The organism is Janthinobacterium sp. LM6 (assembly GCF_002002885.1).
Classification (GTDB): Bacteria; Pseudomonadota; Gammaproteobacteria; order Burkholderiales; family Burkholderiaceae_D; genus Janthinobacterium; species Janthinobacterium kumbetense.
Genome location: NZ_CP019510.1, coordinates 1,419,739 through 1,440,214 on the forward strand (window position 1 = coordinate 1,419,739; position 20,476 = coordinate 1,440,214).

Annotated in this window: 17 protein-coding genes; 7 read left to right on the forward strand and 10 right to left on the reverse strand. The window is 62.0% G+C overall.

All coding sequences use genetic code 11. The features are described from left to right. The 5 genes from BZG29_RS06330 to rsxB are packed head-to-tail and all read right to left on the reverse strand — an operon-like array spanning position 1 to position 6,956. Positions 1-888 carry a hypothetical protein gene (locus BZG29_RS06330; RefSeq protein WP_077400171.1) on the reverse strand — a complete coding sequence of 296 codons (888 nt, stop codon included), beginning with the start codon at positions 886-888 and terminating at the stop codon, positions 1-3. A gap of 1 nt (position 889) precedes the next feature. Beyond that, entirely contained in the window at positions 890-2,683 is a 1,794-nt protein-coding gene (locus BZG29_RS06335) for an AMP-binding protein (RefSeq protein ID WP_077400174.1), read from the reverse strand. Between the two features lie 14 nt (positions 2,684-2,697). Then, complete coding sequence (locus BZG29_RS06340) at positions 2,698-5,556, reverse strand: AMP-binding protein (protein ID WP_077400177.1); 2,859 nt, start codon at positions 5,554-5,556, stop codon at positions 2,698-2,700. A gap of 27 nt (positions 5,557-5,583) precedes the next feature. Further along, a complete protein-coding gene (gene nth / locus BZG29_RS06345) occupies positions 5,584-6,231 on the reverse strand; it encodes an endonuclease III (RefSeq protein WP_034782448.1) in 648 nt (215 codons plus the stop codon). After that, complete coding sequence (rsxB, locus tag BZG29_RS06350) at positions 6,228-6,956, reverse strand: electron transport complex subunit RsxB (protein WP_077400180.1); 729 nt, start codon at positions 6,954-6,956, stop codon at positions 6,228-6,230. Before rsxB ends, nth begins: the two co-directional genes overlap by 4 nt. Before the next feature lie 363 nt (positions 6,957-7,319). Here rsxB and BZG29_RS06355 point away from each other — a divergent pair, with 363 nt between their 5' ends. From BZG29_RS06355 to BZG29_RS06365, 3 genes are all read left to right on the forward strand, one after another. Then, the gene (locus BZG29_RS06355; protein ID WP_077400183.1) at positions 7,320-8,060 is read left to right on the forward strand and encodes a transporter substrate-binding domain-containing protein; all 741 of its coding nucleotides are present in this window, start codon (positions 7,320-7,322) and stop codon (positions 8,058-8,060) included. 129 nt (positions 8,061-8,189) lie between these two features. After that, complete coding sequence (locus tag BZG29_RS06360; protein ID WP_077400186.1) at positions 8,190-10,754, forward strand: TonB-dependent receptor; 2,565 nt, start codon at positions 8,190-8,192, stop codon at positions 10,752-10,754. 42 nt (positions 10,755-10,796) lie between these two features. Next, positions 10,797-11,480, forward strand: coding sequence for a DOPA 4,5-dioxygenase family protein (locus tag BZG29_RS06365; protein WP_077400189.1), 684 nt, complete (start codon positions 10,797-10,799; stop codon positions 11,478-11,480). Positions 11,481-11,547: 67 nt separating this feature from the next. On the opposite strand, the gene phaZ is transcribed toward BZG29_RS06365, so the two are convergent. From phaZ to BZG29_RS06385, 4 genes are all read right to left on the reverse strand, one after another. Next, positions 11,548-12,768, reverse strand: coding sequence for a polyhydroxyalkanoate depolymerase (gene phaZ, locus BZG29_RS06370; RefSeq protein WP_077400193.1), 1,221 nt, complete (start codon positions 12,766-12,768; stop codon positions 11,548-11,550). Positions 12,769-13,043: 275 nt separating this feature from the next. Continuing rightward, entirely contained in the window at positions 13,044-13,367 is a 324-nt protein-coding gene (fdxA, locus tag BZG29_RS06375) for a ferredoxin FdxA (protein ID WP_010395176.1), read from the reverse strand. Positions 13,368-13,699: 332 nt separating this feature from the next. Next, a complete protein-coding gene (locus BZG29_RS06380) occupies positions 13,700-13,987 on the reverse strand; it encodes a protealysin inhibitor emfourin (protein WP_077400196.1) in 288 nt (95 codons plus the stop codon). 90 nt (positions 13,988-14,077) lie between these two features. After that, the gene (locus BZG29_RS06385) at positions 14,078-15,475 is read right to left on the reverse strand and encodes a hypothetical protein (RefSeq protein ID WP_077400199.1); all 1,398 of its coding nucleotides are present in this window, start codon (positions 15,473-15,475) and stop codon (positions 14,078-14,080) included. A gap of 199 nt (positions 15,476-15,674) precedes the next feature. Here BZG29_RS06385 and BZG29_RS06390 point away from each other — a divergent pair, with 199 nt between their 5' ends. The 4 genes from BZG29_RS06390 to proX all read left to right on the forward strand — a co-directional run bounded on the left by BZG29_RS06390 (position 15,675) and on the right by proX (position 19,924). Then, a complete protein-coding gene (locus tag BZG29_RS06390; RefSeq protein ID WP_077400202.1) occupies positions 15,675-15,959 on the forward strand; it encodes a polyhydroxyalkanoic acid system family protein in 285 nt (94 codons plus the stop codon). A gap of 570 nt (positions 15,960-16,529) precedes the next feature. Beyond that, positions 16,530-17,762 carry a glycine betaine/L-proline ABC transporter ATP-binding protein ProV gene (gene proV / locus BZG29_RS06395; RefSeq protein WP_077408985.1) on the forward strand — a complete coding sequence of 411 codons (1,233 nt, stop codon included), beginning with the start codon at positions 16,530-16,532 and terminating at the stop codon, positions 17,760-17,762. Next, positions 17,759-18,862, forward strand: a complete 1,104-nt coding sequence (gene proW, locus BZG29_RS06400; RefSeq protein ID WP_077400205.1) for a glycine betaine/L-proline ABC transporter permease ProW — start codon at positions 17,759-17,761, stop codon at positions 18,860-18,862. Before proV ends, proW begins: the two co-directional genes overlap by 4 nt. Positions 18,863-18,871: 9 nt before the next feature. After that, the gene (gene proX, locus BZG29_RS06405) at positions 18,872-19,924 is read left to right on the forward strand and encodes a glycine betaine/L-proline ABC transporter substrate-binding protein ProX (RefSeq protein ID WP_077400208.1); all 1,053 of its coding nucleotides are present in this window, start codon (positions 18,872-18,874) and stop codon (positions 19,922-19,924) included. 149 nt (positions 19,925-20,073) lie between these two features. On the opposite strand, the gene BZG29_RS06410 is transcribed toward proX, so the two are convergent. Then, on the reverse strand, positions 20,074-20,328 hold the full coding sequence (locus tag BZG29_RS06410; protein ID WP_034760268.1) for an acyl-CoA-binding protein: 255 nt from the start codon (positions 20,326-20,328) through the stop codon (positions 20,074-20,076). Positions 20,329-20,476: the final 148 nt, after the last annotated feature.

Genomic DNA, 20,476 nt, shown 5'->3' on the forward strand with positions numbered 1-20,476 from the left:
TCAGCGCCCGTCCCGCAACTGCTGTAATTGCGTGGCCCACCAGGGCGCAAACAGACGTGCGCCAGCTGCGTTCATGTGGCTGCCATCGCAATGCAGGTCTTGCTGCGCGTAATGTGGGGATGTGAGGTAATGAATATTGGGGCCTGGTGGCAGTGCTTGCCGTAATCGCGACAGCCAGCGTTGTTTTTCTGGCGCGATTATTTGTTCGACCCATTCGGCGCGTCGCAGCTCAAGCAGCACGATACGTACGCCACGTTGCGCCAGACGTTGCAGGCGCCTGATCAGTTGCGGGTTGACGGCCGGGTTGTTAAAAACGAGTTGTATATTGGCAGCATTTTTGAGCGTTTCGCGCCGCCGAATATCGGCCGGGACGGTGGCGCACGCAAAAGCTTCGCGTTGGTCAACAAGTGCGGCATAGGCCTGTGGCGGTGCCAGGCGTACGTCCCCGGCAAGCCGGAAGGCCAGTCCCTTGCTTTCCAGGATGAAATCTTGCCGCAGTTGATCCATGATCACGTTGTCTTGATCGGGCAATAGAATGTTTTCGTCTATGACCAGAATGTCAGGGGGATTGCGGTCAATGATGTCCAGGCTGGGTTCCAGATAGCCGATGCCGGGGCCGGGTTTGGTCATGCGCATCCAGTCGATGCCAGGCAGCGCTATCGGTACCAGCGCGGGCGGCGTGGCGGCCCATAGCAGGGACGAACCCAGGCCCAGCACGCGTACCTTGCCACCGGACGGCGGTGCGGCGAGAAACTGGCGTGTATGATTGGCAATGGCGTAGTCCGGCGCGCGCCACGGCGCCCAGCGCAATAGCGCCAGCAGCGCGAGCACGCTTGCCATCAGCACCGCGCTGTACAGCCAGATGCGCAGAGGAGGTGCGCTTGCCATCTCAGCGCGTCAGCCGTTTGATCAGTTGTACGGTGGCGTCCATCGTTTCCATGTGCACCACGTCCGATGGACTCAGGCGTACCTTGAACAGGGTTTCCAGGCCGATCACAAAGTTGATATGCGCCAGCGAATCCCAGCCTGGCGTATTCGCGGGACCTGAGTCACCCGTCAGGACGCCCGCCGGGAGGTTGAAGAGTTCCGTTGCCAGCGCGAAGATGCCTTCCTGTTGATTGCCGTGTGCGCTGGCCTCCACCGGACTTTGCGAGAGCGCGTGCTGCAACTGCGCCGTGATGACCTTGCCGGACGGCGTGCGCGGCAACTGGCCCGTAAAACTGATGCGTTTAGGCAATTCATGCGTTCCCAGGTGCTGGGCGCAATGCTGCAGCAGTTGCTGCTGGTCCGCTTCCATGCCGGGGCGTAATACGACGCAGGCGACGGGGATGTCGCCCCAGGTCGGGTCGGGCAAGGCGACGGTGGCCGCTTCCAGCACGGCCGGATGCTGCATCAGCACGCCATTGATGGCTACCGGCGACAGGTTGTAGCCGCCGCAAATGATCACGTCCTTGATGCGCCCCGTGATCCAGTACACGCCATCGCTGTCGCGCCGCGCCAGGTCGCCCGTATGCAGCCAGCCGTCGCGCAACACGGCGGCGGTGGCTTGCGGATTGTCAAGGTAGCCATGCATCAGGTTGGCGCCTTGCAGGCACAGTTCTCCTGCTTCATCGCAGCCGGCCGCGCTGCCATCGTCGCGCACGATTTTGGCCAGCATGTCGCGCGGCACCCCGACGCTGCCGATCTTGTGGCTGGCCGCATCCGGTCCCGCATACAGGCCGCAAGCCCCCGTTTCGCTCAAGCCATAGGTATTGATGAGTTTTACATTGAAACACTGGCTGAAGCTGGTCCAGGTGGCTGTGCTCAGGGGCGCACTGCAGGAAACGGCAAAGCGGAAATGACCATTGTCGAAATTTTCCGCCAGGTGGGCGCCATATTGCTGGAGCAGGGCCAGCGCCGTCGGCGCGGCGATCAAATGGCTCACCTGTTCGCGGTAGATGGCAATCAGGATGGCTTCGATGGCCACGATGCTGAATGGGGCAGGACGCACCAGGGTACAGCCCCGTTGGTAAGCCAAGAGCACGCCTTGCACCAGGCCATCGGCGTGCGACAGCGGCATCAGGTTCAGCACGCGGGAGGCGGGCGTCAGTGCGTAGTGTTCGCCGACGGTATGCAGGTGGGCGAGCAGCGCGGGCCAGTGCATTTCCACGCCTTTTGGCCGGGCCGTGCTGCCGGAGGTGAACACGACATAGGCGGGACCCTCCTGCCGCGCGGGCGGCAAGAGGGCCGGTGCCGGCGCTGCCAGCAGGCCGGGCCAGTTGTCCAGGTCGGCGGGCGCTCGCCTTCCCAGCAATTTGCTCAGCAGCGCTCCCTTGGCCTGGACGGTGCCGACGCGGATCTGCTGCGCCGGCAACGCTACATGCTCGGTGCGCCACAGGTCGATGATGTCCGCATCGGCAATGACGCCATCGATATGGGTATGTTGCAACAGATCCTTGACTTGCCGCACGGCGGTGCCTGGATCGAGCAGCAGGGGGATCGCGCCGGCGCGCATGCAGCCGAGCAGCATCGGGGCAAATGCCAGATCGTCGCGCACCATCAGCAGCACGCGCTTGTTTTGCAGGTCGTTTGCGGTCAGTTTGGCCGCCACTTGCAGCAGTTGTGCTTCCAGGTCGGCATGCGACAAAGACTTGGGGCCGATCAGGAAGGGCGTATTCGCAGGCGTGGGGCGAGTCTGAAACATGGTATGCGTGTCGGTTATGGTGCGATTGAATGAGCCAGCGCGCGGCGGTCGAGTTTTCCTGCTGCTGTGTAAGGCAAGGCTGCCTGCAGGCGCAATTCGCGGGGAAAGGCTTCGATGCGCGCGTGTTGGCGGCAAAAGGCGACAAAAGCGGGCAATTCGAAGCCGTCGTCGACCACCAGCAGGCCGATCAAGCCCTGCGGCCCGGCGGTGACGGCCGCGTGCCGTACCCGCGGATAGCTGCACATGGCGTGTTCGAGCGGGGCAGGATGGACGATGTCGCCATATTCGTTCTTGAGCTGGTCGTCGTGCCGGCCCAGCAGGGTGATGTTGCCCAGGCCATCGTGGCTGGCGATATCGCCTGTGTAGATCCAGCCGTCGCGGGCGATGGCTGCCGTTTGCGCCGGATCCCCCCAGTAGGCGCTCATCAGCTGGTTGCTGTGCACGCGCAGTTCCCCTGCCTGCCCCGGCCCCAGCGGCTGGCCATCGCCATCGCAGATTTGCACCACGGCGCCGGCGGGGCGGCCGCAAGCCTGCGCGGCGTCAGGAGCATGCTGGAACAGCATGCACAGGCCGCCCGTTTCCGTCAGTCCGTAATAATCGATGATGGCGAGCCCCATGCGCTCGCACAAGGCCGTGTGCAGCGCCGATGGCAGGGGCGCGCCCGTGGAGATGATTTGCCGCAAACCGGCCGGGTGCAGGGTCAGGTGCTCCGGCAGCCGCTGCAGCATGGTCAGCCAGGCGGGGCCTGTCGCCAGCACGCTCACGCCATGGCGCTGGGCCGCCTGCAAGGTCTTGCCGACATTGCCTCGTTCGCTTTCGTCGGCCAGGTACACGCTGGCGCCGGCAAACAGGGCGGCGACCATGGGATTGCGCAAGCCGCTCATGGTGTGGCAGTCGCCCAGCGACAGCAGGACGTCGCCGTCGTGCCAGCCAAATTCCGTGGCCGCCAGCTGGCCGCTTTGCAGCAGCGAACGCTGGCTGTGCACGACGCCCTTGGGCGTGCCGGTGCTGCCTGAGGTAAACAAAATCACGGCAGGGTCGTCGGGATGGACGGCATGTCCGGAGAGGGCCGGCGTTGCGGGCAGGTCCATCCAGTCTGCCAGCAAGGTTGACAGTTCGGGCAGCGCACAGTCGGGCGGCAAGACCGCTGCTGTTTCCTGGCCGATAGCGTCGAGCAGCAGTGCCGGGCATGTTGCCAGGGCGGCGGCGCCGTGGCGGGGATGATCCAGCACCAGCAAGGCGGGTTCAATGCGTTCAAGCAAAGGCTGCAGCAAGGCGGGCGTGTCCGCGAGTTCCTTGCGCAGGGGAACCACGACAGCGCCGATGCGCCAGCTGGCCCAGCTGAGCAGCATGGCTTCAGGATGCTGCGCGCACAGCATGACGATGCGGTCGCCTGCCCGGATACCCATCGCCAGCAGACCCCGTTGCAAGGCCGGCACGAGCAACTCGACTTCCGCCCAGCCAAACGCGCTGTCGTCCATGCCACACAGCAATAGCGGGCGCTGCTGGTACAGGGTCGGCAGCAATTGCCACAGATATTCGAAGGTTTCTTCCTGGGGCGGCGGACGCACGATCTGGCTGGCGTAGTAGGACTGCAAACGCGCCATGGCGCCGCTGATGGGAGCCGTCTGCAGCAGTTCCATATCGACCATGTTCCTGGCCTGCTGGCAAACGTATTCCACTGGCAGCTGCAGACGCTGCGCCACTTGCTCCAGGGTACGCAGCTGGCCTAGCTGGAACAGGATCTGCAACTGCTCCGCACTCAGCTTTTGCGGGCCCAGGCGTGCCAGACGTTCCGCATAGCATGGGTGGCGCAGCAGCAAGTCGTCCATCAAGCCGCCCAGTGCGTTCGCATCGGGGATGGCGCAGCCATTCAGGCCGTCGAACCGCAGCAGGGCGTTGACGACGGCGCGCGATGCGGGCAAGGCGAGGTCGAGATCGGCCGGGCGCAGCGGCGCCCCTTCCCATGCGGGCGGCACCAGCGCCACCAGGCCGTTGTAGTGCGCCGTGTCCGGTTCGCCATGCAGCGGTCCGCTGGCGTCGAACAGGGTCACTTCCGACATCACCAGCGTCTTGCGGTCGCCGCGTGCTTGCGCTGCATCAAAACGCTGCTGATAGCGTCGGCCATGAACGATGTTGCCGCCGCGCTCGAAGTACGGCACGGGCTGGCTATTGGCCATGTGTACGTGCGGGAAGATGACCGGTGCATTGCTGCGGGCGATGCGCAGCATCTCGCCGGCAAAGGTCAGCGGCGCATAGCGATGCAGCGAATCGAGACCGTGAATCAGCGCGAACGTGCCGTCGAGAAAAGGCATGGGACTGCCCGGTGGCAAGAAAATGATGTCATGGTTGGGTGCGCGTTGCCCCGCGGGCAGCCAGTGGGCGTATCCCATGTAGCCGAGCACATCGAAATTGCCTTCCCATACAGAAATAACATGCTGCTGGGGAAATGCCGCTGCCAGCATTTCGCCACTCCAGCCCGTGCGGCCCCAGGTGTCGAGGATGAGGTCGCCAGCTTGCAGTTGCTCTCTGGCCAGGTCCAGCAAGGGATAAAAGGCGCGCGTGGATTCATTGAAGGGCTGAAAGGCGGCGTAGCGGTCGGGAATGCGGCGCACATGGCGGCGATGCATGAAGGACAGATATTCGGCGCTGGGCGTCAACTGGGCACGCAGCGCCGACAGCATCTGCTCATCGCAGCCTTGCCGCGCTTCCGTAAATAGCGCAAAGCCTTGCACGACGGGAATCTCGATCGCGCACGCCGGACAGCTTAATATTGCTTCCAGTACATGTGCTGACGTCCCAGCTGGCGTGTCGCCGCGCAGGGGCTGCCGGCAGGCGGGGCAACTCAGGATGTCTAGCGTCGTTTGCAACATGGTGTCGTCGTTCGTGAAAGTGGGTTGTCAGACGACGGCCGGCATCGGCGACTTGTCCTTGTAGTCGCACAGGTCGGCGATCATGCAGTTCCAGCATTGCGGCTTGCGCGCCGTGCACGTGTAGCGGCCGTGCAGGATGAGCCAGTGATGGGCGTCGTGCAGGAATTCCTTGGGGATGAATTTGAGCAGTTTTTGCTCGACGATATCGACATTCTTGCCTGGCGCGATGCCGGTGCGGTTCGAGACGCGGAAGATATGCGTGTCCACGGCCATCGTCGGTTCGCCGAACGCCGTGTTCATGACCACATTCGCCGTCTTGCGGCCCACGCCGGGCAAGGCTTCCAGCGAGGCGCGGTCGCGCGGCACTTCGCCGCCGTGCTGCTCCAGCAGGATCTGGCAGGTGGCGATGACGTTCTTCGCCTTGGTGCGGAACAGGCCGATGGTGCGGATGTAGCTGGCCAGCTCGTCGACGCCCAGCGCCAGTATCGTGGCCGGCGTATTGGCGACCGGATACAGCAAGCGGGTCGCCTTGTTGACGGACACGTCCGTCGCCTGTGCCGACAGCAGCACGGCGATCAGCAGCTCGAACGGCGTCGTGTAGTCGAGTTCCGTTTTCGGGGAAGGATTGGCGGCGCGAAAGCGCGTAAAGATTTCCAGGCGTTTGGCGGCGTTCATGCGTCTTTTTTCGGGGTGGTGGGGGCTGGCTGGGGGGTATCCGTGCTGGCGGCTGCCTTGGCGCGCGCGCGCTCCATGGCGGCGGCGATGATGGCGCGCTTGCGTTCCTTTTCCGCCTGTTCATCGGGCGTGACGGGCACTTCCTGCGTCACTTCGCGCATCTTGGCGACGGCCTTGGCGGCCAGGCGCGCTTCGTTTTCCTCCGTTTCGCGGCGCAGGCGCTGCGTGCGGAAATCGTGGCGCGCGCGCGCGTCGTCGGCTTCCGCCTGGCTCCAGGCATCCCAGCCCGTGGCGTCGCCGCTGACCGGGTACATGACGATGCAGTCGACGGGGCAGGGCGCCACGCACAAGTCGCAGCCCGTGCACAGGTCGGTGACCACCGTATGCATCTGCTTGGCGGCGCCGACGATGGCGTCCACCGGGCAAGCCTGGATGCACAGGGTACAGCCGATACACAGCGATTCGTCGATATAGGCGACAGATCGCGGACGTTCGAGGCCGTTGACGGGATTGAGCGGGATGACTTTTTTGCCCAGCAAGCCGGCCAGGCGCACGATGCCTTGCGCGCCGCCCGGCGGGCACTGGTTGATGTCGGCGCTGCCGGCGGCAATCGCTTCCGCATACGGGCGGCAGCCGTTGTAGCCGCATTTGGTGCACTGCGTTTGCGGCAGCAAGTCTTCGATCTGGTCGGCAAGTGAGGGAGGGGCAGGGTGCGGCACGGTCATCTTCCACGGTAAAACGCCATTATCGGCCATCCGGCGCGCGCACAAGTAAAAACCTGTTTCGCGTGAGGGGATAGCCGGTGCCATGACAGCCTGTTGCAGGCGCGCCGCAATCGTATTTTATTTCCCGTGGGAATGTCAAAGTGCAAATAAACAACTTTGCAATTTCTTTTTTTTGTGGGAGCATGATTTTTATCAAGCCAGTGATCAAAAAAAGCCGACCGCCAGTCCTGTTGCCGCGCCTGCACTGCAAGGTGCGCCAGGCCATAGGAGCCAAACATGCGTTTCCTCCGGACAGTTGGTTTGCCCTTCTGTTTGTTCATGCACTCTGCACTTGCCCTTGCACACGGGCAGGCTAGCTCCCCCATGGCGGCGCCGGGCGCTGCCAGTTCGCGCATCGTCCGCTTCGCGGCGGAAGACTGGCCGCCCTTTATTTCCCGCAGCCTGCCGGCCGACGGCATGTCGGGCGCCATGGTCAGCGCCGTTTTCGAGCGTCTCGGCTATACGGTCAAATATGACTATTTTCCCTGGAAGCGCGCCATGCAGTTTGGCCTGGCCAGTTCCCGCTACGCCGGGTTTCTGGCCGTGTGGCGCACGCCGGAACGGGAAAAACTCTGCCACTTTTCCGTTCCGGTAGGTAACACGCAGGGGGTGCTGGCCTACCTGAAGGAGGACGGCGTGCCCGGCGCCAGCCTGGCTGATCTGGGCAAGCTGCGCATCGGCACCGTGGCCGGCTACTCGAATGGGGAACAGTTCGATGGCATGGTGGCGCGTGGCGAGCTGAAGACGGAAGAAGGCTTGAACGACGCGACGAATCTGAAGAAACTGTTCATCAAGCGTTACCGCGTGATCGTCATCGAGCGCCATGTCCTGCAGCACTTGTTGATGGGGCGCAACTTCAGCAAGGCCGAGCGCGAACGCATCGCCGTCATCGATACCGTCTTCAAGGAGCGTCCCGTGCATGTGTGCTTCCAGCGCGATGCCGAGGGGGCGGCGTGGCAAAAACGCTTCAACGAGGCGGCGCGCGATATCGATACGGCCCGGCTGGAACGCGATTACTGGAAGCGGCTCGACCAGAGCCTGGCGACCGCCCCAGCGACTCCCTGACACGGCGCGCCGCCGCTGTTGTTAGTTGCCAAAACGAAATATCTAAATACGAAACCATTCGTTCTTGTTTGTTTGTCCATCCTTTAGTCTGCAGCCACTGTGTTGACGACTTTGAAAGGATGTTTGCGTATGCTGGAACCGATTCACAAGCAAGACCCCGCCCCGCGTTTGCGGCAACTGGCGCACGCCGTCTCCGCAGCCATATTGCTGCTGGGGGCGCCCGGCGTGGTCCACGCGCAGGCCGCGCCGGACGGTGCTGGCGCGCTGAGCGTAGCGCCGCTGGATGCCGTCATCGTCACGGGCGCGCGCGGCACGGGCCGCACGGTGGCCAACAGCGCCGCACCCGTCGACGTGATCAGCGCGCAGCAATTGCAAGCCACGGGCAAACTGAATTTGCTCGATGCGCTGGACACGGCCTTGCCGTCGTTCAACTTGCCGGCCCGCGTGCAGCCGGACCTGGGCAGCATCGTGCGCGCCGGTCAATTGCGCAACCTCGACCCGTCGCATACCCTGGTACTGGTCAATGGCAAGCGCCGGCATACGACGGCCATCGTCAACGAGGATGGCTTTCCCGGTTCCGTCGCCACCGACCTGGCCCTGATCCCCACGGGCGCCATTGCCCGCGTGGAAATCCTGCGCGACGGCGCCTCGGCCATCTACGGTTCCGATGCGATTGCCGGCGTCATCAACATCATCCTGAAAGCCGATGACAAGGGCAGCTTCAGCACGCAGCTCGGCTCCACCTACGACGGCGACGGCACGAACGGTTCCGTGCGCATCGACGGCGGCACGCGCCTGGGCGAACACGGCTTTGCCCACTTCGGCGCCGAAGTCCAGCGCCAGGGCATCGCCGTGCGCAATTTCGGACTGAATCCCGGCTACCTGTCGTATCCGGCCGTGCGCAACAGCGATGGCCAGCTGGTGAAATTGGGATCGAACAACAGCTTGCCGGCGGGCGCCTCGCCGAACCCGGCAGAAGCAAGCCGCAACAGCAATCCCTGGCGCAATACGGGCGTGCCGCAAAGCACGACCGCCTCGCTCAGCGCCAACTTCGGCTATGACGTGTCGAACGAGGTGCAACTGTATGGCTTCGGCACGTATGCGCACCGCAATGCCCGCTCGGCGCAGAATTTCCGTCTGCCCAATACCATTTTTAATAACAACAAAGGCTTGCTGTCCGTGTATCCCGACGGCTTCACGCCGTATGAAACGACGAGCGAAAACGATTTTTCCCTGACGGGTGGCGTCAAGGGCGAGACGGCGGGCTGGAACTGGGATATCAGCAGTACTTACGGACGCGACGATATCGACGTGGGGGTGGAACACTCGGCCAATTACTCGCTGACCTATCCTGGCGGCAAGACGGATTTCACCATCGGCAATCAGCGCTACAGCCGCTCGACCACCAACGCCGATGCGCGCCGTCCCGTGTCGCTGGGATTGAGCGAGCCGGCCGACCTCAGCGTCGGTCTCGAGTATTCGCATGAAACGCAGCAACGCAGCCCAGGTGAGCCCGCTTCCTGGCAGGGCAGCGGCTCGTCGGCGCTGGCCGGCTACCTGCCCGTCGATGCGTCCGACACGGCGCGCCACAGCTATGCGGCGTATGTCGGCCTGGGCGCGAAACTGACGCCGCAGTTGCTGCTCGACACGGCACTGCGCGCCGAAAAATACTCCGATTTCGGCAGCAAGACGACGGGCCGTTTGTCCGCCCGCTATGACGTCACGCCCGCTGTCGCCGTGCGCGGCACCGTCAGCAATGGCTTCCATGCGCCGAGCCTGGTGACGCAATCGTATTCGAACACCTCCGACCATGCGGGCGTGCCCTACACCCTGGCGCAGCCCAATTCGCTTGCGGCGCGAGCCTTGGGCGCGCAAGCATTAAAACCGGAAAAATCGACGAATCTGTCCGCCGGGCTGACCTTCAATCCTACGCCGACCCTGCGCCTGGCCGTTGACGCGTATCAAATCAAGGTCAGCGACCGCCTGGGTGTGTCGTCGAACATCGGCATCGACCGCAGCTCGGGCGTGGCGCTCGACGGCAGCGGCCGGCCGCTGACGGCGGCGCAAGCAAGCGTCATCGAAAACCTGCTGCGCTCGGCGGGTTTGACGGTAGGCAATGGCCTCGTCGCGCATTACTTTGCCAACGTGGGCGACACGCGCACGCGCGGCATCGATTTGACGGCCGAAGATGTCCTGCGCGTGGCCGACGGCAAGCTGCGCTGGACGGCGGCCGCGAATCTCAACCACACGAGCCTGGTCGGCAAGGCGGCCTTGCCGACGGTGCTGCAAGGCTTGCCGAATATCGGCACCCTGAGCAAATCGGCAGAGTACGACTTGCTGTACCGGGCGCCGCGCGACAAGGAAATCGTCACCCTGGCGTATGAAAAGGCGGGCTGGACGTTCAACGTGCGCGAGACGCGCTACGGCAAGCTCAAGCGCCTGAACGCCATCACGGGCGGCGATTACCAGTTGAAAGCCGCCTTCGTGACGGATGTCAGCGTCGGCTATGACATCAGCAAGCGCATCAACGTGACGGTGGGCGCCAACAATGTCTTCGACCAGAAACCGGGCCAGGTGCCGCGCGAGGCGCGCAGCGCCGCGAATCTGGCGCAATATGCGGGCGCTTACGACAACTCGGGACCATTGGGCGTGCTGGGCGGTTATTACTACGCCCGCGCAACACTGTCATTCTGATTTGCCGCATCCCTCTACCTATCATCAAGAACAGGAACTCCTATGTCTGACAAAAATCAACACGCGGCCATCGACCTGGAATGGGCCAATCTCCTTTCTCCGCAGCGCCGCACGGTCTTGCGCGGCGGGGGACTCGTGGCGGCATTGGCCGCTTCGGGCCTGGCCGGCACGGCCCTGGCGCAGGATGGCGCCGTCAAACGCGCCAAACCTGCACCGGGCAAGAGCCCGTGGGGCGAGCATACGGACACGGCGCCCACGCCGCGCCCCGTCAGCGTGCGGCCCGGCGAGGAAGCCTTGCCGGCAAAGCCGCGCGCCTACACGGATATCGAGAGTTATCACGCGCATATCTATTTTGACGAAGACAGTTACCAGAAGGCGGCGCTGATACGCAAGTGGGCGGCCGAGCGCTTCCAGATCGAGCTGGGCGACTGGAACCTGGAGCCGCGCGGCCCGCACGTGACGCCGTCGTTTTACTTTGGCTTCACGAATGACTTGCTGCCCGTCATCGTGCCGTGGCTGCAGCTCAATAGCCTGGGCCTGACGATACTGATCCATCCGAACACGGAAGATCCGCGCGCCGACCATTTGTATTACGCGCTGTGGGTGAACCGTTCGCAGCCCGTGAATGGCTATGCGATGAAGAAGCCGGGGCCGGGCGAGCCGCGAGTCGAGCAAATCTTTGTCAATACGCGCCCGACGGTGAAGATCGAAACGTCACGCGCATGAACCGGGTATAAAAGAAAACGGCACGCCAGGGTAGCCTAGCGTGCCGTTTTGCCTGAAATATTGCGGATCAGGAATGTTTCTGGATGAATTCGCCGATTTTCGGGCAAATGATTTCGCGCCAGCGGCGGCCCGAGAAAATGCCATAATGGCCACATTTTGGCGCCACGAAATCCTGCTGCATCTCGGCAGGGATGCCGGAACACAGGTCGTGCGCCGCCTGCGTCTGGCCGGCGCCGGAAATGTCGTCCAGCTCGCCTTCTACGGTGAACAGCGCCACATTCGTGATGTCTTGCGGACGCACCAGCTGGCCGCCCACTTTCCACGTGCCCATCGGCAGGCTGAATTCCTGGAAAACCGTTTTAATGGTTTCCAGGTAATACTCGGCCGGCATGTCCAGCACGGCGTTGTACTCGTTGTAGAACTGGCGATGGCCTTCCGCCGGCTCGTCGTCGCCCGTCACCAGGTGCATGTAGAACTCGCGATGGCTTTGCGCGTGACGGCCAGGGTTCATGGCGATGAAGCCGGCGTGCTGCAGGAAGCCCGGATACACCTTGCGGCCAAAACCCGGGTAGTTCGGCGGCACCGCGTAGATCACGGTGTTTTCAAACCACGAGAATTTCTTTTCCGTCGCCAGGTTGTTCACTTGCGTGGGGGAACGGCGCGGGTCGATCGGGCCGCCCATCATCGTCATGGTTTTCGGCATGTGCGGATCCTTGGCTGTCGCCATCAGCGAGATGGCAGCCAGCACGGGCACGGTCGGTTGACAGACGGAAATGACGTGCAAGTCAGGCGCCAGCAGGCGGATGAATTCCTGCACATAATAAATGTAGTCGTCCAGGTGGAACGGGCCTTCCGTCAGCGGTACCATGCGCGCGTCCGTCCAGTCGGTGATGTAGACATCGTGCTCGGCCAGCAAGCCGCGCACGGTATCGCGCAGCAGGGTCGAGTGGTGACCGGACAGGGGGGCAACCAGCAAAACTTTGGGCTGTTGCAAGCCAGTGGCTTCTTTCTTGAAGTGAATCAGGCGGCAAAACGGTTTTGTCACGACAACGTGTTCGCGGATGTCGACGTTCTCGCCTTGGACGAGAACGGATTTGATGTCGAATTGTGGTTTTTCGTAGTCTTTGCCAAGGCGGTACATCAGCTCGTAGCCGGCTGCGATGCGTTGCGAAAACGGGGTGTGGGCCAGTGGAGAAACCGGGTTGGTAAATAACTTGGAGGACATGTCTGCCCATTGCATCACCGGAGTGAGGAAGGAGCGTTGCAGTTCGTGCAGTTGGTAAAGCATATATAGTCCTTGTTTAATTCCAAGCGCCAATATCGGCTCAAATATCATAATCCAATTTTACGATATTTGTTGAGGACAAAATGTGCATTACCGCGCATAGGTCCACAGTTTGCGCTTTGCTGTGACAGCGCGCCACACTTGCATGGATAGACCTGCAACGATGCTCTAAAAGCAAAAAAAGCAGCGTTTCCGCTGCTTTTTGTACATTTTTTCACCGCCACGCCCCTGCGGAGAACAGTCTCTCCGCCGGAAACGCCGCGGCAAGTGCCGTGCGCTTAGCGCACCAGCATGTCGAGCTTGTCCTTGACGTCCTTGTATTGCTCGGCTTCCGGCAAGGCAGCCTTCGTCTTGGTGATCGAAGGCCAGTTACGGGCCAGGTCGACGTTGATCTTGATGAAGGCTTGCTGGTCGCCCGGCACGTCTTCTTCCGCGAAAATCGCGTTCACCGGGCACTCTGCCACGCAGACTGCGCAGTCAATACATTCGTCCGGATCGATTGCCAGGAAGTTCGGGCCTTCCCGGAAACAATCTACCGGGCAGACATCGACGCAGTCGGTATAGCGACAGGCGATGCAGGATTCGGTGACAACGTGGGTCATAACAGTCCTATCAATTTGGGGGGAGGTGCTGTAGCGCCTGCAGGAACCTCGGCGGCGCATACTAAAGCAAAGCATTGTATTTTAAGGCAATTCGCTATTTCTCACAAATCCCGCTTATATACAATACATATAAGCAAATTCATTTTTTGGCAGCGCCGTTGCCGCGCAGAGCGTGCAATTCAGCGACTATCCGGGACGTTACCATGAAGAACGCGGCAAGAAAGCGACAGTCGCCCGATGCTGCAGGGGGCAGGACGGGCGAGGCGGGAGCTCGCCGTGTGGTGTTTTTGTTTTACCCAAATCAAGATCGGCAAAAATAAGTGCCAGAACAATCAGGCGCTGGCGCGTATTTGCGTCAGCAACTGTTGCCAGCGTGCATTTTCAGCACTGCCATCTTCGGCAAACGTGATGGTGCGGCGCGCGGCCGGTGCCTCGACGGTGATCTGCCAATGGGGGATATCGGCGCCCACCTGTTCGCCCGTGCCCTGCGGGTGCGTGAAAAAACCGCTGCTGGCCAGTGCCGCTTCCAGCCCGGGGCCGGCCGGGTGGGCTTGCGTATCGATGTCGTACTGTTCGCTCAGGCCGGCAAAGCCGCCGCTGCTGCGGGCTGAAATTTTCATGCTGCTCCTTCTTGGGGACGGTGGTGGTGGAGATGATGCGGCATGCCATCGCCTGCGGCTGACCGCTGGCGGGCTTGCGGCGCAAGGCGTTTATCGGGGGGAGTAACTGCGGCACCAGGCCGCCAGCGCTTCGCGCTCCGCTTCCAGCAATTGATCCGATTCGCTGTATTCCGCATGGTTCATGGTACCGCAGCAGGCGCGCCTGTCCTGCACGGCACCCGCTTCGTCGACGACATCGGGGGCAAAGGTCATTTGTCCATCCTCCGTCATGGCATTGTCCTTGAGTACTTCGCGCACGGTAAAGCTGTTGCGGATGAAATCGAGGTAGCTGGTAAAGCCGTCGGCCTGCGCCAGGGTCAGCATGTGGCCGGCCACGTCGGCGTACGTGGCCGCCTGGTCGGGGGACGCCACCAGGGCGCGCAAGACCAGGCTGCGCAGGTAGTCGCCGCAACGGTGCAGCACGGCCGCGTCATCTTCCAGCTGGGGCTGGCGTTCGTGGGCAAAGATGTCGGCCAGGATGTCGTAGATAGCGCCTGTAAACACTTGCGAGATGGCGTGCACTTCCGTGCCGGCCTCCGACAATTTGATGTCGTTATCGGCATTGCGCAAGCCGTTCGGCCGGCCCAGCGCCAGGCCGAACTGTTCCGCCAGGTCGGCCAGGAAGGTCTTGTCGTGCAGGTCGGACTTGGTTTGCGCGATCACGGCTTCGACCTGGTCCAGCTGCGACAGGGCCAGGAAGATGGCCGTCAGGTCGCCGAACGATTCGTGCAAGCCGCCCGTCTGCGGTGGATTATTGTTGAGCAGCCAATTCGGCTTGAGGCCATCGAGGATGGCGTGCCCGGTTTCATGCGAAACGATGTCGAGCGAGCGGCAGGTGTAGACGCGCTCGGTGGCGCCGCTGGGAATGAAGTCGCCGAACTTGAGGGCCTTGTCGCTGCGGCTGTAATAGGCATTCATGACATTGGGCAAGCCGTGCGGGAACACGCGCAGCGGTGCCGTGTTGCTGGCGCTATTCCATTGCCAGGGCAGGGGCGGCGCCGTGTTGTTGCTGGCCATCGCGCGCTGGTACATGGTCAGCGTCATGCGCACGATGGCAAACGTGTGCACGGCGTCGAACTGGTCGGTGTTGGGCGAGACGATGAAGTCGCCAAAGGCGTTCGGGCTGACCTGGGCGATGCCCGGCTCGCCAAAGGTGATGCGCGCGTCGCGCGGGCCTTGCAGGATCAGGCCGGGCAGGAAGGACTTGCGCGTGCCCAGCTCGCTCACGGACGGGTCTTGCTTCCAGATCAGCACGCGCGAACCGACGGGCACGGCGGCCAGGTTGCGGACCGTGGCGTCCGTCAGGCGGGGCGGACCCGGCTGCAGGGTCAGTTGCGCATTCTTGCGGTGCAGGCGGTAGGGCGCCGAGGGGGTAGGGACGTAGCCGACAGGCAAGGACACGCATTTGGTCAGCACGGCTTCGACCGGCACGATGACTTTCTGGTCCATGATAGCTCTCCAAGACACTCGCAACTGGAATGGAGATAGTCGGCCTGCTTCGGTGGTTGCGGTTTGATGCGGCGCAAGTGCGGCGCAAGAAAGCACGGTTTTTTCCGTGTGCCGGCGTTCCCCATGGCTGCGGCTGCCGTGTGGCGGCTGGTATGATGCTGGCCGTATGGACCCGTTTTTATAATAAAAGGATCGTTTGATGGCGGATATAAATATAGTTCAGCAACATAAGCTGACAGCAGCAAAGGCGCGCGAAGCGGCGCAGCAAGTGGCCGACAAGCTGGCCCAGGAGTATGACCTGGCGTGCGCCTGGGATGGCGATGTGCTGCGCTTCGAGCGCAGCGGCGTCGATGGTTCGCTGACCCTGGAAAAAGAGCAGGCGCAACTGCAAATCAAGCTGGGTTTCATGCTCAGCGCCTTCGCTTCCACGATTGAAGGCAAGATCGCCGAAAAGATGCGCAAGGTGTTTGCCGAGCCAGTTTGACCCGCTTGTCTGGCGCCGTGTTTGGTGCTAGAAAACGTGCCGCAGCGATAGGCGAAAAGACGATGAAAACACGTCGCTTTTCGCCTTTTTCACGTCTGACTGTACGCTGGCGAACATTGCTAGCACATTTCTATTTGGAAAGCCATTGGACTTTGGCGGCTTTTTGCGTTATACTTGAGTCATATTTACAACAGCTACACCGCGTTTCACCTTCTGCTTCGCAGTACTCTCCGCTCGCTGAGTGGTGAATAATTCATTGGGTTTTACACCCGCATCCAGTTAAAAGTAGCTTGGTCGATTTTTTCGGTCAAATACATTTGGTGCCATGTATTTGCATGGCGCTAGCGTTGTTAAAAGTCCTGAACCACAGCCTCTTTTAGCACGCACACGGCACCCCGGCACCGGCTTTGGCCATCCGCTGGTCACACGCGTGTCACCCCCTGTTTACTGTCGCTCCCGTGCGCTTTTGCGCCGTGGCGTAGCCGACGCAACAGGGTTTGCTGATTCCCGCCGCAAGCTAGCAGCTTGCTGGGTTTCATTCCATTCGTCAAATCGAGGGAGAACCACATCGTGGCAAAACAAATCATTATCGACCATGTGTTCAAAGTGTTCGGCGACAAGCCAGAAGAAGCACTTGAACTCGTCCGCCAGGGCGCCAGCAAGCAGGATATCCTGGCCCAGACCGACTGCACCATCGGCGTTTTCGACGCCACCTTTACCATTGAAGCGGGCGAGATCTTCGTCATCATGGGCCTGTCCGGTTCGGGCAAGTCGACCCTGGTGCGCATGCTGAACCGCCTGATCGAGCCCACCGCGGGCCGCATCCTGATCGACGGCAACGACATCAATACCTTGCCGGATGCCCAGCTGCGCGCCCTGCGCCGCAAGGACATCAGCATGGTGTTCCAGTCGTTCGCGCTGCTGCCGCAAATTACCGTGCTCGACAATACTGCCTTCGGCATGGAACTGGCCGGCATGCCCAAGGCCGAGCGCCATGCGCTGGCCCAGCAAGCTCTGGAGCAGGTCGGCCTGGACGGCTACGGCGCCAGCTATCCCGACGAATTGTCGGGCGGCATGCAGCAGCGCGTGGGCCTGGCCCGTGCGCTGGCGTGCGATCCATCGATTTTGCTGATGGATGAAGCGTTTTCCGCGCTCGATCCGATTATCCGTACGGAAATGCAATCGGAACTGCTGCGCTTGCAGCAAATCAAGCGCCGCACCATCGTCTTCATTTCGCATGACCTCGACGAAGCCATGCGCATCGGCGACCGTGTTGCCATCATGAAAGACGGCCACGTGGTGCAAGTGGGCACGCCGGAAGAGATTTTGCGCAAGCCGGCCAACGATTACGTGCGCAATTTCGTGCGCGGCGTCGATGCGGCGGCCGTCTTCAAGGCCAGCGATATTGCCCGCAAGAGCCAGATCGTCGTGTCCGAGTCGCCGAGCCGCGGCTCGCGCGCCGCGCTGTCGATGCTGGAAGAGCAGGATCGCGCGTTTGCCTACGTCGTCAATCCGCAGCGCAAGTTCCTCGGCGTCGTCTCGGCCGATTCGCTGCGCAATGCGCTCGACGGCCATGTGGGACCGCTGGGCCTGGCGCATGCCTATCTGCCCGACGTGCAGACCATTAATGCAGACGAGCCCGTCGCCGGCCTGTTCGGCCAGGTGGCGCAACTGCCTTACGCCGTCCCTGTGGTGGCCAATGACGGCAGCTTCCGCGGCGCCATCAGCAAGACAACCTTGCTGAAGTTCCTCGACCGCGACACGCCAGCCATAGCCGAACAACAACAGAAAGGACAAGCATGAACCCAAGCACCGTTTCCACAGTAGAACCTGTTGTTGAGCAGGCCGCCCAGATCAATCCCTGGGCGCTGACGCCGCCGACCGACGCCAGCACCGCCTGGCTGGACGCCGCCGCGCCCGCCGTGCAGCCGGAACACGCCACCGGTTTCCACCTGACGCAGATCTTCGACGGCTCGCTGCCGCTGGAAAGCTGGATCAACCAGGGCCTGGGCTGGGTCGTCGCGCATTTCCGTCCCTTCTTCCAGGCCGTGCGCGCGCCGATCGACAGCGTGCTGTCCGGCGTGGAAGGCGTGCTGCTGGCCGCCCCGTCGCTGACGGTGATCGCCATCATCGGCTTGCTGGCGTGGCAATTTACCAGCCGCACCCTGGCCATCGGCACCGTGCTGGCGCTGCTGGTGGTGTCCATGCTGGGTATCTGGCCGGAAGCCATGACGACCCTGTCGCTGGTGCTCACTTCCCTGGCGTTCTGCCTGGCCATCGGCTTGCCGCTCGGTATTTTCCTTGCCAGCAGCGACCGCGCGCAGAATATCCTGCGTCCCCTGCTGGACGCCATGCAGACGACGCCCGCCTTCGTCTACCTGGTGCCGGTGGTGATGCTGTTTGGTATCGGTAATGCGCCGGGCGTGATCGTGACGATCATCTTTGCCCTGCCGCCGCTGGTGCGTCTGACCAACCTCGGCATCCGCCAGGTGCGTCCCGACCTGATCGAAGCGGCCCGTGCCTACGGCGCCTCGCCGTGGCAGCTGCTGACCCGCGTGCAGTTTCCGCTGGCCATGCCATCGATCATGGCCGGTATCAACCAGTCGCTGATGCTGTCGCTGTCGATGGTCGTGATCGCCTCGATGATCGCCGTCGGCGGCCTGGGCCAGATGGTCTTGCGCGGCATCGGCCGCCTGGACATGGGCCTGGCAACGGTCGGCGGCCTCGGTATCGTGCTGCTGGCCATTACCCTGGACCGCTTGACGCAGGCGATGGGCCAGCCACGCCGCGGCGTGCGCCACTGGTACCAGACGGGCCCTGCCGGTTTCGTGCTGCGCCTGGTGCGCGGCAATGCGGAGAAAAATAATGTTGAGCAGCAAGTAACGCTGGCCAACGCACAATAAAGGAACCACATGCATCAAATCGACAATTTTAAAGTGACGCAAAAATCGCAACGCAAGTTCCAGCTGTTTTCCGCCCTGGCGATCGCCGCCATGGCCCTGACCACCAGCCTGGCCATGGCGCAGACGCCGGCCGCCGATGCGCTGCCCGGCAAGGGCGTCAAGGTGCAGCCGCTGCAAAGTTCGATCGCGGAAGAAACCTTCCAGACCATGCTGGTCGACAAGGCGCTGGAAAAACTCGGCTACGAAGTGCAGCCGATCAAGGAAGTGGAGTATCCGACGGCGCATATCGCGATTGCCAACGGTGACGCCACCTTCATGGCCGTGCACTGGGACCCCATGCACAAGGATTTCTATAACAATGCGGGCGGCGACGCCAAGCTGTCGCGCACGGGCCAGTATGCGGGGCCTGCCGCGCAAGGTTATCTGATCGATAAGGCGACTGCCGAGAAGTACAACATCACGAATATCGACCAGCTGCGCGACCCGACGCTGGCCAAGCTGTTCGACCACGATGGCGACGGCAAGGCCGACTTGACCGGTTGCAACCCTGGCTGGGGCTGCGAAGCGCTGATCGAGAACCACATGGATGCGTATAAATTGCGCAAGACGGTGACGCACGTGCAGGGCAGCTATGCGGCCCTGATCGCCGACACCCTGGGCCGCTACAAGCGTGGCGAACCGATCCTGTACTACACGTGGACGCCGTACTGGGTCAGCGGCGTGCTGGTGCCGGGCAAGGACGTGGTCTGGCTGAAAGTGCCGTTCTCGGCCAATCCGGACAAGGTGAATACCCGCCTCGACGATGGCAGCGACTACGGCTTTGCCGTCAACACGGCGCGCATCGTGTCGAACAAGGCCTGGGCGGAGAAGAACCCGGCCGCGGCCAAGCTGTTCGAAGTGATGCAATTGCCCGTGGCGGACATCAATGCGCAGAACGAGCGCATGCGTCGCGGCGAAAACACGCAAGCCGATATCGCGCGCCATACGGCTGGCTGGATCAAGTATCACCAGGCGACGTTTGACGGCTGGATCGCGCAAGCGCTGGCGGCGGCGAAAAAGTAAATTACGGCTGATGCAGGCGTAAATACAGGCGTAAAAAAAGTGGCTACCGATTTGGTAGCCACTTTTGCATTTTCAGCCTGTTTTTGTGGTTTTTGGTGAGTTTTCAGCCGTTTTCGGCCTGTTTCTCTGCAAAACAGGCGTTTTCAGGTTTAATCCTTCAAGTCTTCGATCAAATCGATGTATTGCTGTTGCGCATCTTCCTTCGAGGTGCCGGCCAGGGCCGCCCAGGCGTCGAACTTGGCGCGGTTGACGAAGTCGGTCATGCCAGGACGCTCGCCCGTGGCGTCGCCGCTCGACGCTTGCTTGAACAAGGCGTAGATTTTCAACAAGGTCATATTGTCCGGACGCTCGGACAGGGTCTTGGAATCGAGCTGCGCTTGTTCGAATTGCTCTTGTAAACTCATGATGGCTCCTGTGTGCTGATGGAATCGCTGGAAAAGTGCGGCAGGCCCGGCGGAGTGGCCACCGTGCGTGCTGCAGTGCCTGACATCATAGTGAAAAAAGCGCGCCGTGCATTAGAGGACACACTCAAAACAAAAACGCCGCCGCTGC

Excerpts from the sequence above, each read along its gene's own strand:
- BZG29_RS06330 (WP_077400171.1), bottom strand. The coding sequence starts at position 888 with ATGGCAAGCGCACCTCCTCTGCGCATCTGGCTGTACAGCGCGGTGCTG.
- BZG29_RS06335 (WP_077400174.1), bottom strand. The coding sequence starts at position 2,683 with ATGTTTCAGACTCGCCCCACGCCTGCGAATACGCCCTTCCTGATCGGC.
- BZG29_RS06340 (WP_077400177.1), bottom strand. The coding sequence starts at position 5,556 with ATGTTGCAAACGACGCTAGACATCCTGAGTTGCCCCGCCTGCCGGCAG.
- nth (WP_034782448.1), bottom strand. The coding sequence starts at position 6,231 with ATGAACGCCGCCAAACGCCTGGAAATCTTTACGCGCTTTCGCGCCGCC.
- rsxB (WP_077400180.1), bottom strand. The coding sequence starts at position 6,956 with ATGACCGTGCCGCACCCTGCCCCTCCCTCACTTGCCGACCAGATCGAA.
- BZG29_RS06355 (WP_077400183.1), top strand. The coding sequence starts at position 7,320 with ATGGCGGCGCCGGGCGCTGCCAGTTCGCGCATCGTCCGCTTCGCGGCG.
- BZG29_RS06360 (WP_077400186.1), top strand. The coding sequence starts at position 8,190 with ATGCTGGAACCGATTCACAAGCAAGACCCCGCCCCGCGTTTGCGGCAA.
- BZG29_RS06365 (WP_077400189.1), top strand. The coding sequence starts at position 10,797 with ATGTCTGACAAAAATCAACACGCGGCCATCGACCTGGAATGGGCCAAT.
- phaZ (WP_077400193.1), bottom strand. The coding sequence starts at position 12,768 with ATGCTTTACCAACTGCACGAACTGCAACGCTCCTTCCTCACTCCGGTG.
- fdxA (WP_010395176.1), bottom strand. The coding sequence starts at position 13,367 with ATGACCCACGTTGTCACCGAATCCTGCATCGCCTGTCGCTATACCGAC.
- BZG29_RS06380 (WP_077400196.1), bottom strand. The coding sequence starts at position 13,987 with ATGAAAATTTCAGCCCGCAGCAGCGGCGGCTTTGCCGGCCTGAGCGAA.
- BZG29_RS06385 (WP_077400199.1), bottom strand. The coding sequence starts at position 15,475 with ATGGACCAGAAAGTCATCGTGCCGGTCGAAGCCGTGCTGACCAAATGC.
- BZG29_RS06390 (WP_077400202.1), top strand. The coding sequence starts at position 15,675 with ATGGCGGATATAAATATAGTTCAGCAACATAAGCTGACAGCAGCAAAG.
- proW (WP_077400205.1), top strand. The coding sequence starts at position 17,759 with ATGAACCCAAGCACCGTTTCCACAGTAGAACCTGTTGTTGAGCAGGCC.
- proX (WP_077400208.1), top strand. The coding sequence starts at position 18,872 with ATGCATCAAATCGACAATTTTAAAGTGACGCAAAAATCGCAACGCAAG.
- BZG29_RS06410 (WP_034760268.1), bottom strand. The coding sequence starts at position 20,328 with ATGAGTTTACAAGAGCAATTCGAACAAGCGCAGCTCGATTCCAAGACC.